This window comes from Burkholderia cepacia GG4, assembly GCF_000292915.1.
Classification (GTDB): domain Bacteria; phylum Pseudomonadota; class Gammaproteobacteria; order Burkholderiales; family Burkholderiaceae; genus Burkholderia; species Burkholderia cepacia_D.
Genome location: NC_018513.1, coordinates 745,042 through 757,511, shown reverse-complemented (window position 1 = coordinate 757,511; position 12,470 = coordinate 745,042). Strand labels below are relative to the sequence as shown.

Sequence of the window (12,470 nt, the reverse complement as noted above, 5' to 3'; positions counted from 1 at the left end):
CACGCCCGAAAGAGCGTGGGGTTTTGTTCATCGCGGGCGCCGCCGGACGAAGCCGGCGCCCTGAGCGGCGCTCAGCTGCCCTTCGCGATGCGATCCTGGATGTGCTGCGCGCGGCTCGCCGACGACGGGTGCGAGCTCATCATCGAGCTCTTGCCGCCGTCGAGTTGTGCCAGCTTCTGGAACGCGGTGACGAGGCCCTTCTGGCTCATGTTCTTCTGCTTCATCAGGTCGAACGAGTAGTCGTCCGCCGCGCTTTCCTGCGTCTGCGAGAACTGTGCGTTGATGAACTTCTCGGTGATGTCGCCAAGCTGCGAGCTCGTCAGTGCCGCGACGCCCGGCGATGCCGCGCCGGCCGCGGTGCGCGCCGCGCTCACCGCGTAGGCGGTCTGCATCGCCTTCTTCGAGTGACCCAGTGCGACGTGGCCCATTTCATGACCGATCACGCCGCGCAGTTCGTCGTCGTTCATCATGTCCATCAGGCCGCTGTACACGCGCACGCAGCCGTTGCCCATCGCCCACGCGTTGACGTCCTTGGTCATGTAGACCTTGTAGTTGATCTTCTGGCCGTTCAGCGTCATGTCGCCGAAGCCCTTCATCACCTTCGTCAGGCGCTTCGAGTATGCGCTGTTCGGCGCCGCGATCTTCGATTCGGCGTCGCTCGCCTTGCACGAGTCGGTCGACAGTGCCGCGATGTCGCTGTCCGACAGCGTCGCTGCCTTCAACAGGTTGGTCCCCGCCGACGTCAGGCTGTTCGCGTCGAGGCTCTGTACCCCGCCACACGCGCTCAACAGGAACGCCACGCCACACGCTGCCGCCGCTTTCTTGATATGCATCCCGGATCCCTCGGTAGTTGTATTTGGAAGCGGCGATTTTGCATAATCCGGCAGAAAATTACCAGATGTTTACATCGGATGACATCTTGATTACTTGCCGATTCGGCATGAACGGCGCGATCGACCAGCCGATTGACGACGAAAATGCCGTCAATTGCCGCGTCCGTGCGAGCGGCTGAACGCGGAGCGGGACCGGCGCAGCAGCAGCCGCACGGCCAGCATCGGCAGCCGCACCACGAAACCGATGAAGAGCCGCAAGTGCATCCATGCGAGCAATGCGTTGTCGCGCCCGTAGTGGAAATGCGACACACCGCCCTCGTGCGCGCCAAAGTAGCGCACCGGCGCTTCGATGCGGATCGGGCGCACGCCGGCCCAGCACAGCCGCACGGCCGCTTCGGGATCGAAGTCGAAGCCGCGCATCCACGGTTGCCGGTGCATGATCGCGGCGAGCGGCGCGACCGGGTACACGCGAAAGCCGTACAGCGAATCGCCGATCCCGGCCCACAGCGTCTCGAGGTCGGCCCACGCGTTCGACAGCCGGCGGCCCTGCACGCGCAGCTGCGGCGCGCTCGCATCGAACTTCGGCAGGCCCAGCACCATCGCGTCCGGCGCCGCCTGCGACGCGGCCATGAATTCGGGAATCAGGTCGGCCGGATGCTGGCCGTCGGAATCCATCGTCAGCACATGCGTGAAGCCGCTCGCGGCGGCCGCGTCGAGCCCGGCGAGCACCGCTGCGCCCTTGCCGCGGTTCTCGGGCAGCACGATCACGCGCAGCCCCGGATCGCGGTCGGCCATCGCCTGCAGCCGCTCGGCGCTGCCGTCAGTGCTGCCGTCGACGACGACCCACACCGGATTCCACTGCGCCCGGGCATTGCGTACGGTCGTGTCGACCTTGACGCCCGGGTTGTAGCTGGGAATCAGCACGAGATGGGTGGACGAGGCGTGCAGCTTGGACATGGAAACGGCCGGTTGTGAAGACGGTGATCCTGACAAAAGTTTATGACCTGCGAGCGACCGCCGACAGGCTTCATCGACGCCGCCCGCACGCGGCGACGGTTCGCGGAGCGACAGGCCCGCGCGCTTCACGACAGTTGCTCCAGCGGATGGCCCGCGCTGGCCTCGATCTCGACCAGCAGATCGTCGCGGCACACGTCCGCGTGGACGAACAACGGCCGCACGTCGGGGCCGGCCGCGTCGCGCAGCACGCGCTCGATCGCGGCGAGCGCCGCGGCGTCGCCGGCGTCGCGCACATAGACGCGATAGCTCAGGTCGGCGAGCGCGAACGGGCCGTGCCCCTGCCGCCCGGCCTGCTCGAGCACGGCGGCCAGGTTCGCCATCGTCTCTCGCGTTTGCGCGACGACGTCGCCGCGATGCACGGTGCGGTGCCCGACGATGCTGGCGGTGCCCGACACGAACAGCACCGGAGCGGCAGCGCCGTCGGTCCAGGCGGCCGCGCGCGCGAAGGTCGGCGCCCGCGGACCGTACTGCGCCGGGTAGTCATATGCGCTGACCTGGCGCGGATTCTCGACCGGATCGGCCGGCGTGCGGCTCGCGATGAAATGGATCACCAGCGGCGCGGCCGGCGGCGCGTCGCCCGCGACCGGCACGACCGAACCGAGCGCGCACGCGGCCGGCACGCCGCCCGTCAGCGCGCGGCGGCACGCGTCGAACGCGCGCTGCCTGCCGATATTGAACTGACGATAGCGCTCGATTCCGAACTGCTGCGCATTGATCGCCGGCACCGTATTCCAGATCCGCAGCGGATGCGGCATGCCGAGCGTATCGAGCACGTCGAACAGCGCGCGGTATGCATCGTGTGTCGCGCGCTCGAGCGGCGTGCCGCCGTCGGGATCGACATCGGTCGCTTCCTGCACGACGATGCTGCCGAACACGAGCCCCGCCGTTTCGCTGTAGCGGAACTGCAGCGCGCCGCGTCGTTCGCTGCGCAGGTCGGGCGCGTCGCACTGCCAGATTTCGCAGACCGCACCGGCGCGTGCGCCGCTGCCGGCATCGAGCAGGGCCATCTGCACCGGTGCGAGCGGCAGGTCGGGCGCGGCGTCGGCCAGCATGCGTTCGGCCGCGTCGGCCTGCGCGCCGGCCGCCCCGATGCACACGGCACCCAGCGCGCCCGGAAACACGTGTTCGAATGCGTCGCCGCGCCGTTGCGCCTCGCGCAGCAGCGCCGCAAGCCGCACATGCTCGATCTGGACGAGCCGCAGCGCGCGATTACCGCGATTCGCTGCGGGCGACATGCGCGCTCGCGATGCGGCGGGCCCGGTTGCAGTGTGTCCGTGCGCGACCGCGTTCGTGGCGGACGACAGGGAACACGCTCGCCGTTCGGCGTCGACTGGATGCACTGACACTTCGATTTCCTCACTATGCTGCGCAGGCCCGCGGCACTGCGGCCACGCGTTGCGTTGCGCGCCGTTGCCCTGTGTCAGGCCGACGCGGCGCGCGTCGTCATGCAAGCCCGCCGTTGACGGACATGACCTGCCCCGTCACATAGGCGGCCGCGTCGGATACCAGGTACGCGACCATCGCCGCGACTTCGTCGGGCCGGCCCGCGCGTTGCGCCGGCACGAGCTGCTTGATCCGTTCGGCGGGAAACGCGTGTTCGGCCATCGGCGATTCGATGATGCCGGGCGCGACCGCGTTCACGGTGATGCCGCGCGACGCGAGCTCCAGCGACAGCGACTTCGTCGCGCCGATCAGCCCCGCCTTCGCGGCCGCGTAATTGACCTGCCCGCGGTTGCCGGTCACACCGGCGACCGATGCGATGTTGACGATCCGTCCGCGGCGCGTGCGGATCATCGGCAGCAGCAGCGGCTGCGTGACGTTGAAAAAGCCGTTGAGCGTCACGTCGATCACGCTGTGCCATTGCTGGCGCGACATGCCGGCCATCGGAGCGTCGTCGTGAATGCCCGCGTTGTTGACGAGGATCTGCACCGGCGCGTCGTTGACGAATGGCGCCAACGCGGCGAGCGTCGCGTCGGCGTCAGTCACGTCGAACGCGATCGCGTGCGCGACACCGCCGGCCGCGACGATCCGCTGCGCGACCGCCTCCGCCTGCGCGAGATTCCGGTTCGCGTGCACCCAGACTTCATGGCCGGCCTGCGCGAGCGCCGTGCAGATCGCCTGCCCGAGTGCGCCGCTGCCGCCCGTTACGAGCGCCCGCATCGAATTGCTCCGTTCATCGCGTTCCACCTCGATCGACGCGGCGGCGGATCGTCCAGCGACCGCCGCCGCGTACCGTAATCACCTGCGTGCCGCGTCGCGCCCGTGCGCGCCGCCGTCACTTCGTGCGATGCGCGGCGACGTACGCGGCAAGCGCGCCGAGCGTCGCGAAGATCTTCTGGTTGTCCGGATTGTCCGAGCGCAGCTCGAAGCCGTACTTCTTCGAGATCAGCAGCGCGATTTCCAGGATGTCGATGGAGTCGAGCCCGAAGCCCTCGCCGTACAGCGGGGTCCCGGCCGTCACCGTTTCGAGCGGGACGTCTTCGAGATTCAATTCGCCGATGATCAGCGTGGCGAGCTCTTGTTCCAGTGCGTTCATCATGCTTGCGGGCAGGCGGCCCATGGCAGCGGGAGGCGCCCGGAAACGGCAAGCGTCGTGCACGCCCGGCGCGTGCGAAGCGCGCGCGAATCTCCGTCCCTCCGGCGTCTGCCGGCTTCCCCGCCTGCGTTATTGGGGATCGTTGGTAAAAGTTACGCGGATTCTAGACGATGGGTATCGGCACGTATACGGTGAATGGTTACAGACTGAAGGGCTCCCGCCGCGGCCGGTTTCGGGACCCGATCGCAGCAGACGCTTGAGCCGCTTCGGATGGCTCTGGATCGCCTGCACGAAACGCTCAGTGCGATGCCATACAATCGGTTACAAAACCCGGCTGCGCCCGTCCCGAAGCCGCGCCGCCGCGGCCCTAAAATGTGCGTGCATGACACGCCGGCCCGGACATGCTCCCGGCCGCCATTCGTATGATGTTTAACGGCCCGACGACCGCGTCCGGCCCCGATCCGCCCGATGTCTCCAGCAGCCATGCCGCGCCCGTCCGCCTGTCCCGCTTCACCTTGCCGCCCGTTCGCCGCCGTGCCGCGGCGCGCGGTGGCGACGCGCGCCCCGCGCCGCGCAACCGGAGCATGGCGATGAGCGCGCCGCTGGGTATCGCGGGTATCGCGCGCGGCGCCGGCGCGCTCGCCGCGGTGGCGGCGTACCAGATCGGCGCGCATTACGCGGCCGCGACGCCCGGCGCGCACGGCTTCGGCCTCGCGATGGCACTGGTGCCGCCGCTGCTGCTCGCGCTCGGCGCGGCGCGGCGCTCGCCGCGGCGCGCGTGGCTCGTGCCGGCGTGGCTGCTGGCCGCCGTCGCGCTGTGGGCCGCGCGCATTCCGCTCGCGCGGCATTTCGAATGGGGCCTGTATCTGGAGCATGCGAGCTTCAACCTCGCCATGGCGCTGCTGTTCGGCCGCACGCTCGCGGCCGGCCAGGTGCCACTGTGCACGCGCTTCGCGACGATGATCCACGGCACCGTCACGCCGGCCGTCGCGCGCTACACGCGGCGCATCACGCTCGCGTGGACGCTGTTCTTCGTCGCGATTGCCGCCGTGTCGACGCTGATGTTCGCGACCGCGCCGATCGTCGCGTGGTCGACGTTCGCGAACTACCTGTCGCTGCCGCTCGTCGCCGTGATGTTCGCCGCCGAGCATGCGTGCCGACGCTTCGCGCTGCCGCACGACGCGCGGCCGAAGATGGTCGAAGCGGTGCGCGCGTATCGCGCGTCGACTCAGCCGTCACGATGAATTCCTGGCCGACGCGGCGACGCGCCGGCCACCGCCTTCCGCTTTAGCCGATTTATGCCGACTCACCCGCTGGTATTCCATTCCTCGCCGGACCAGACGATCGCCTGGCGCGACGGCACGCCCGTCACCGTGCGCGCGTTCATCGCCGACATCGCGCGCGTGGCCGCCGCACTGCCCGCCGGCGGCCATGTGTTCAACGTGTGCCGCGACCGCTACCGCTTCGCGGTCAGCCTGTGCGCGGCGCTCGTCGCCGGCAAGATCAGCCTGCTGCCGTCGACGCACACGCCGGAGATGGTGCGCCAGCTCGCGTCGTTCGCACCGGACGCGTTCTGCCTGCACGACGCGCCGGACTGCGCGATCGACCTGCCGCGCTTCGCGTATCCGGATGCCGCCCCCGGCGCCCTCGCCGACGACGCACCGTGCGTCGTGCCGCAGATCGATGCGGCGCGCATCATGGCCTACGTGTTCACGTCCGGCTCGACCGGCGCGCCGGTGCCGCACCGCAAGACCTGGGGCTTCCTGGTCGGTTGCGTGCGCGCGGCGGCCGACCGCCTCGGCCTGCTCGACGGCCGCGCGGCCACCCTGATCGGCACCGTGCCCGCGCAGCACATGTACGGCTTCGAGTCGACGGTGCTGCTCGCGCTGATCGGCGGCCTCGCGTTCAGCAATCGCCAGCCGTTCTACCCGGTCGACATTCGCGACGAACTCGACGCGATCCCGCAACCACGGGTGCTCGTCACGTCGCCGATCCACCTGCGCGCGCTGCTGTCGGCCGGCCATGCGCTGCCGCCGGCGGCACTCGTGCTGTCGGCCACCGCGCCGCTGTCGGAAAAACTCGCGTGCGAAGCCGAAGCCGCGCTCGACGCGCCGCTCGTCGAAATTTACGGCAGCACCGAGACCGGCCAGATCGCGACGCGCCGCACGTCACATGGCGCAACGTGGCAGTTGTTCCCGGAGATCCGGCTCGATGCGCGCGAAGGGTGTGACGCAGCGGACCACGACGGCACGAGCGACGGCGGCGGGCCGACCGTGTGGGTGTCGGGCGGGCACGTCGAAGCCCCCGTGCCGATGGGCGACGCGCTCGAGCTGCTCGGCGACGGCCGGTTCCTGCTGCACGGCCGCAAGGCGGACCTCGTGAACATCGCCGGCAAGCGCACGTCGCTCGCCTATCTGAACCATCAGCTGAACGCGATTCCCGATGTCGTCGACGGCGTGTTCTTCATGCCGGACGACACCGCGCCGGCCGACGCCGATGCGAGCCACGAAACCGTCACGCGCCTCGTTGCGCTCGTCGTCGCGCCGACGCTCGCCACGGCCGACCTGCAGCGCGCGCTGCGCGAACGGATCGATCCCGCGTTCATGCCGCGCCCGCTCGTGTTCGTCGAGGCACTGCCGCGCAACGAAACGGGCAAGCTGCCGCGCGACGTGCTGGCCGCGCTCGTCGCACGGCACACGCGCGCCGCGGCGACCGCCGTGCGCGAGCGCGCCGCGACGGACGCGTCGCTCGCATTCACGGTTCCCACCGATCACCCGGCGCTGCCCGGTCATTTCCCCGGCCACCCGATCGTGCCGGGCGTCGTGCTGCTCGATCACGCGATCGCGACGCTCGGCGCGTCGCTGAACCGCCCGCTGCACACGTGGCGGCTCGCTTCCGCGAAATTCCTGAGCCCGGTCGCGCCCGGCGAACCGCTCGCGCTCGCGTTCGATACGGCGGCCGGCGGCGCGATCCGCTTCACGCTGCGTGCCGCGTCGCGCGACGTCGCGACCGGCGTGCTGTCCGCGCCGCCGGCCGCGCAGGACGGCGCGCAGCCATGAAGCGCACCGCGTGGGCCGAGCGCCAGGAGCGCAGCAACGCGGGGCTGCTGCGCGTGATGACGTGGATCTCGCTGCGTTTCGGCCGGCGGCCGTCGCGCGTCGTACTGCACGCCATCGCAACCTATTTCGTGCTGTTCTCGCCGGTCGCCTGCGCGGCGTCGCGCGACTACCTGCGCCGCGTGCTCGGCCGTCCCGCGCGCTGGCGCGACGTGTACCGGCACGTGTTCGCGTTCGCGGCGACGATCCACGACCGCATCTACCTGATGAACGGCCGCTTCGACCTGTTCGACATCCGGCTGCATGGCGAAACGCTCGTCGATGAAGCGCTCGCCGGCGGTCACGGCGCATTCCTGATGGGCGCGCACCTCGGCAGCTTCGAAGTCGTGCGGGCGATCGGCCGCACGCGTCCGGACCTGCGGGTCGTCGTCACGATGTATGAAAAGAACGCACGCAAGATCAACGCGTCGCTCGCCGCCGTCAATCCGGCCGCGAAACCGGAAGTGATTCCGCTCGGGCAGATCGACTCGATGCTGAAGGTGCGCGAGCGCCTCGACGCGAACTGCATGGTCGGCATGCTCGCCGACCGTACGCTGCTCGACGACGCGGCCGCGTCGCTGCGGCGGCTGCCGCTGCTCGGCGCGCCGGCCGCGTTCCCGCTCGGGCCGCTGCGCATGGCGGCCATGCTGCGGCGTCCGGTGATCTTCATGACGGGCCTCTATCGCGACGGCAACCGCTACGATGTGCACTTCGAGACGCTCGCCGACTTCTCCGACGTGCGCCGCGACACGCGCGCGGCGGCCGTCGACGCGGCGCTCGCGCGCTACGTCGCGCTGCTCGACAAGTATTGCCGCGCGGCGCCGTACAACTGGTTCAACTTTTTCGATTTCTGGCAGAACGGCGGCGCCGCCGCGCGCCGCGACGATGCGTGCGCCTGCACCGACCTGTCCACCACGAGGGATTCCGACGCATGACCGCCGTTCGCTGCCTCCTGTCGCTGTTGCCGCGCCCGTACGCATTCGTGCTGCGCCGCGTCGCGCGCACCTTCGCCGTCACGACCGTCGTCGCGCTGGCCCTGCCCGCGCACGCCGCCGACACCGGTTCGACGTGGACCCTCGACCGGCTGATGGCGACGCTCGCGCAGCACAAATCCGGGCACGCGACGTTCACCGAGACGAAGACCCTGTCGATCGCCACGCAGCCGGTCGAATCGTCGGGCGAGCTGGTGTTCGTCGCGCCCGACCATCTCGAGAAGCGCACGCTGAGCCCGAAACCCGAACAGCTCGTCGTCGACGGCGACATGCTCACCGTCGAGCGCAACAACCGCAAGTACACGCTCGCGCTCGCGCGCTATCCGGAGCTCGGCGCGTTCATCGACAGCATCCGCGCGACGCTCGCCGGCAACCGCTTCGCGCTCGAACAGGTCTACAAGGTCGCGCTCGCCGGACGCGGCGACGACTGGACGCTGACGCTCACGCCGCTCGATTCGCGGATGCTGAAGGTGGTCAGCACGATTACGCTCGAAGGCACGCGCGACGAGTTGCGCAGCGTCGCGATCCGGCAGGCCGACGGCGACCATTCGCTGATGCGCCTGCAACCCGTCCCGGCGAACTGATGGACGAACGCACCCGGCCGCCCGCCCCCGTCACGCGCCGCCTGCCTGCGTTGCAGCGGCGCGCGGTGCTCGTGTGGCTGCTCGCGCTCGTCGCGTGCGGGATCGCGATCGCCCGCGCGAACTTCACGGCTGACCTGTCCGCATTCCTGCCGCGCGCGCCGAGCGCCGGGCAGCGCGTGCTCGTCGATCAGCTGCGCGACGGCATCGTGTCGCGGTTGATCCTCGTCGCGATCGACGGCGGCGATGCGGCCACGCGTGCCGCGCTGTCGCGGCGCGTCGCCGGCACGCTGCGCACCGACCGGCAGTTCTCGGCGGTCAACAACGGCGAAGCCGTGAACGACGCGCACGACCGGCAGTTCGTGTTCGACCATCGCTACCTGCTGAGCCCGGCCGTCACGCCGCAGCGCTTCGGCGCGGACGGCCTGCACCAGGCGCTCGGCAACAGCCTCGACCTGCTGAGCTCATCGGCGGGCCTCGTCGCGAAGGCGCTGCTGCCGCGCGACCCGACCGGCGAGGTCAGCGCGCTCGTCGACCAGCTCGACAGCGGCTCGCAGCCGGCCATGCGCGACGGCGTGTGGGCGTCGCGCGACGGCACGCGCGCGGTGCTCGTCGTGCAAACGGCCGCCGCCGGTGCCGACACCGATGCGCAGGCACGCGCGATCGACGCGGTGCGCCGCGCGTTCTCCGCCGCGACGCAGGCGCTGCCGAATCCGGCCGCGTACACGCTCGCGATGACCGGCCCCGGCGTGTTCTCGGTCGACACGCGCGACACGATCCGGCACGACGTCGAGCGGCTGTCGACGGCGAGCGTCGTGCTGATCGTCGCGCTGCTGCTGACGCTGTACCGCTCGCCGCGCACACTCGCGCTGGGGCTGCTGCCGGTGCTGACCGGCATCGCGGCCGGCATCGCGGCGGTCAGCGTCGCGTTCGGCACGGTCCACGGGCTGACGCTCGGCTTCGGCACGACGCTGATCGGCGAAGCCGTCGACTATTCGATCTACCTGTTCGTGCAATCGGCCCAGGCCGGCTCGCGCGGTGCCGCGCGGCCCGCCGACGCGACGCGTGCGTGGGTCGCCGCCTACTGGCCGACGATCCGGCTCGGCGTGCTGACGTCCGTGTGCGGCTTCGCGTCGATGCTGTTCTCCGGCTTTCCGGGCCTGGTGCAGCTCGGACTCTATTCGATCGTCGGGCTGACGGCCGCCGCGCTCGTCACGCGCTTCGTGCTGCCGCACCTGCGCGGCGAGCATGTCGCGATTCGCGACGTGTCGCGCGTCGGCGCCGTGCTCGCGCGCGCGGCCGACGCGGCGCCGCGGCTGCGCTGGCCGCTCGCCGTGCTCGTGATCGCCGCGTGCGCGACGCTCGTGCTGCACCGCGACGGCCTGTGGAGCCGCGAGCTCGCCGCGCTGAGCCCCGTTCCCGCCCGCGCACAGGCACTCGACGCGCGCCTGCGCGCCGATGTCGGCGCACCCGACGTGCGCTACCTCGTCGTGATTGCCGCGCCGACCGAACAGGCCGCGCTCGAACGCGCGGAACAGGTCGCCGCGCAATTGCAGCCGCTCGTCGATCGCGGCGCGCTCGCGGGCTTCGAAAGTCCCGCGCGCTACCTGCCGAGCGACGCCGCACAGCGCGCGCGCCAGGCGAGCCTGCCGGCCGCGGACCTGCTTGCCACGCGGATGCGCGCGGCCGTCGCGAACCAGCCGATCTCGGTCAAGCCCGAGCTGTTCGCCCCGTTCATCGCCGATGTCCAGGCCGCGCGCCACGCGCCGCTGCTCACGCGCGCGGACCTGCGCGACACGTCGATGGCGCTCGCCGTCGATGCACTGCTGACCGAACGCGCGGGCCGCTGGAGCGCGATGCTGCCGCTGCGCGCACCGGACGTCGCACGCACCGCGTCACCGGCCGCGCCGGGGCTGGATGCCGCGCCCATCCGCGCGGCCGTCGCGCGCGCCGGCGTGCACGACGCGCTGTTCGTCGACATGAAGGCCGAAGCCGACCGCCTGTACGTGAACTACGTGCACGAGGACATCCGGCTGTCGCTCGCGGGTTTCGCGGCGATCGCCGCACTGCTGCTGCTCGCGCTGCGCTCGCCGCGCCGCGTCGTGCACGCGCTCGCGCCGCTCGTCGCGGCCGTGCTGGTGGTGACGGCCGGCTTCGCGCTCGCCGGCGTGCAACTGACGATCCTGCACCTCGTCGGGATGCTGCTGATCGTCGCGGTCGGCTCGAACTATGCGCTGTTCTTCTGCAAGCGCGACGACGCGCAACCGGTCACGCCGAACACGCTCGTGTCGCTGCTGATCGCGAACCTCGCGACGGTCGCCGGGTTCGGCCTGCTCGCGCTGTCGCACGTGCCGCTGCTCGAAACCTTCGGGCTGACCGTCGGCCCCGGCGCGATGCTCGCACTCGCATTCGCCGCGATTCTCGCGCCGCGTGCCGCGGCCGTGAGCGGCCCTCGTCATGCTCCCACCGGAGGCCGCGCATGAACGCGCCGTCGTCCGTTCCGCCAGCGCCGCCCGCCGGCGCCCGCCGCTGGAAGCCGACCCCGCTGATCGCGGGCACGGCCGCGCTGCATGCGGGCGCGCTCGCGACCGTCGTCGCGCAGCCGGCCGCATGGCCGTGGGCCGCCGGCGGCGTGGTCGCGTCGCATCTCGCGCTGACGGCCGCCGGCCTGTGGCCGCGCAGCGCACTGCTCGGCCCGAACTGGACGCGCCTGCCGGCCGGTGCCGGCCGCCGGATCGCGCTGACGATCGACGACGGCCCGGACCCGGACGTCACGCCGCGCGTGCTCGACCTGCTCGATCGTTACGATGCGCGCGCGACGTTCTTCTGCATCGGCGATCTCGCGCGCCGCCATCCGCGATGGATCGAAGCGATCGTCGCGCGCGGCCATGCGATCGAGAACCACAGCCAGCGGCACCGGCACACGTTCTCGCTGTCGGGGCCCGCCGCGCTGCGGCGCGAGATCGCGGCCGCGCAGCAGACGCTGACCGAGATCGCCGGCACGCGCCCGTGCTTCTTCCGCGCGCCGGCCGGCCTGCGCAATCCGTTTCTCGAGCCGGTACTGTGCGAGCTCGGCCTGCAACTCGCCAGCTGGACGCGGCGCGGCTTCGACACACGCGCACACGACGCGGGCACCGTCACGCGCCGCCTGTTGAACGGCCTCGCAGCGCGCGACATCCTGCTCGTGCACGACGGCCACGCGGCGCGCGACGCACGCGGCGAGCCGGTCGTGCTCGACGTGCTGCCGGCACTGCTGCGCGCGGCCGCCGACGCGCAGTTGCACTGGACCACCCTGCGCGCCGCGCTCGCGCCCGAACCACCCGGCCAGCCGGGCATGCCGGTAACCCCGTTTGATAAAATCTGACCATGCGCGGCGCGCTCGCCAGCCCTGCTGCGGCGCCCGTTCCGGCCACCGG

The 12,470-nt window shown here is 71.0% G+C and carries 11 protein-coding genes; 6 read left to right on the top strand and 5 right to left on the bottom strand.

From position 1 onward, the window contains the following. Positions 1-71: 71 nt before the first annotated feature. From GEM_RS03395 to GEM_RS03375, 5 genes are all read right to left on the bottom strand, one after another. Entirely contained in the window at positions 72-833 is a 762-nt protein-coding gene (locus GEM_RS03395) for a M48 family metalloprotease (protein WP_014896051.1), read from the bottom strand. Positions 834-983: 150 nt separating this feature from the next. Next, positions 984-1,790 carry a glycosyltransferase family 2 protein gene (locus GEM_RS03390; RefSeq protein WP_014896050.1) on the bottom strand — a complete coding sequence of 269 codons (807 nt, stop codon included), beginning with the start codon at positions 1,788-1,790 and terminating at the stop codon, positions 984-986. 125 nt (positions 1,791-1,915) lie between these two features. Next, complete coding sequence (locus GEM_RS03385) at positions 1,916-3,085, bottom strand: endoribonuclease L-PSP (protein ID WP_014896049.1); 1,170 nt, start codon at positions 3,083-3,085, stop codon at positions 1,916-1,918. Positions 3,086-3,293: 208 nt separating this feature from the next. Next, positions 3,294-4,010, bottom strand: coding sequence for a 3-oxoacyl-ACP reductase FabG (gene fabG, locus GEM_RS03380; RefSeq protein WP_014896048.1), 717 nt, complete (start codon positions 4,008-4,010; stop codon positions 3,294-3,296). A 115-nt stretch (positions 4,011-4,125) separates the two neighbouring features. Then, positions 4,126-4,410 (bottom strand): phosphopantetheine-binding protein, encoded by a 285-nt coding sequence (locus GEM_RS03375; protein ID WP_014896047.1) that lies wholly within the window; start codon positions 4,408-4,410, stop codon positions 4,126-4,128. Between the two features lie 566 nt (positions 4,411-4,976). Between GEM_RS03375 and GEM_RS03370 the strand changes: the two genes are divergently transcribed. From GEM_RS03370 to GEM_RS03345, 6 genes are read left to right on the top strand one after another with little or no spacing between them, the layout of a single operon-like run. Next, positions 4,977-5,630, top strand: coding sequence for a membrane protein (locus GEM_RS03370; RefSeq protein WP_041490597.1), 654 nt, complete (start codon positions 4,977-4,979; stop codon positions 5,628-5,630). Between the two features lie 54 nt (positions 5,631-5,684). Continuing rightward, the gene (locus GEM_RS03365; RefSeq protein WP_014896045.1) at positions 5,685-7,445 is read left to right on the top strand and encodes an AMP-binding protein; all 1,761 of its coding nucleotides are present in this window, start codon (positions 5,685-5,687) and stop codon (positions 7,443-7,445) included. Then, positions 7,442-8,416, top strand: coding sequence for an acyl-CoA synthetase (locus GEM_RS03360; protein ID WP_014896044.1), 975 nt, complete (start codon positions 7,442-7,444; stop codon positions 8,414-8,416). The genes GEM_RS03365 and GEM_RS03360 overlap by 4 nt, the downstream gene beginning before the upstream one ends. Further along, on the top strand, positions 8,413-9,057 hold the full coding sequence (locus GEM_RS03355) for an outer membrane lipoprotein carrier protein LolA (RefSeq protein ID WP_014896043.1): 645 nt from the start codon (positions 8,413-8,415) through the stop codon (positions 9,055-9,057). The genes GEM_RS03360 and GEM_RS03355 overlap by 4 nt, the downstream gene beginning before the upstream one ends. Next, the gene (locus GEM_RS03350) at positions 9,057-11,537 is read left to right on the top strand and encodes an MMPL family transporter (RefSeq protein ID WP_014896042.1); all 2,481 of its coding nucleotides are present in this window, start codon (positions 9,057-9,059) and stop codon (positions 11,535-11,537) included. Before GEM_RS03355 ends, GEM_RS03350 begins: the two co-directional genes overlap by 1 nt. Further along, entirely contained in the window at positions 11,534-12,418 is an 885-nt protein-coding gene (locus GEM_RS03345) for a polysaccharide deacetylase family protein (protein ID WP_014896041.1), read from the top strand. The genes GEM_RS03350 and GEM_RS03345 overlap by 4 nt, the downstream gene beginning before the upstream one ends. The last annotated feature ends 52 nt before the right edge of the window (positions 12,419-12,470 follow it).

Bases quoted from the DNA above. Each gene is read 5' to 3' on its own strand.
- GEM_RS03390 (WP_014896050.1), bottom strand. From the start codon at position 1,790: ATGTCCAAGCTGCACGCCTCGTCCACCCATCTCGTGCTGATTCCCAGC.
- fabG (WP_014896048.1), bottom strand. From the start codon at position 4,010: ATGCGGGCGCTCGTAACGGGCGGCAGCGGCGCACTCGGGCAGGCGATC.
- GEM_RS03385 (WP_014896049.1), bottom strand. From the start codon at position 3,085: ATGTCGCCCGCAGCGAATCGCGGTAATCGCGCGCTGCGGCTCGTCCAG.
- GEM_RS03365 (WP_014896045.1), top strand. From the start codon at position 5,685: ATGCCGACTCACCCGCTGGTATTCCATTCCTCGCCGGACCAGACGATC.
- GEM_RS03395 (WP_014896051.1), bottom strand. From the start codon at position 833: ATGCATATCAAGAAAGCGGCGGCAGCGTGTGGCGTGGCGTTCCTGTTG.
- GEM_RS03350 (WP_014896042.1), top strand. From the start codon at position 9,057: ATGGACGAACGCACCCGGCCGCCCGCCCCCGTCACGCGCCGCCTGCCT.
- GEM_RS03355 (WP_014896043.1), top strand. From the start codon at position 8,413: ATGACCGCCGTTCGCTGCCTCCTGTCGCTGTTGCCGCGCCCGTACGCA.
- GEM_RS03370 (WP_041490597.1), top strand. From the start codon at position 4,977: ATGAGCGCGCCGCTGGGTATCGCGGGTATCGCGCGCGGCGCCGGCGCG.
- GEM_RS03345 (WP_014896041.1), top strand. From the start codon at position 11,534: ATGAACGCGCCGTCGTCCGTTCCGCCAGCGCCGCCCGCCGGCGCCCGC.
- GEM_RS03360 (WP_014896044.1), top strand. From the start codon at position 7,442: ATGAAGCGCACCGCGTGGGCCGAGCGCCAGGAGCGCAGCAACGCGGGG.
- GEM_RS03375 (WP_014896047.1), bottom strand. From the start codon at position 4,410: ATGGGCCGCCTGCCCGCAAGCATGATGAACGCACTGGAACAAGAGCTC.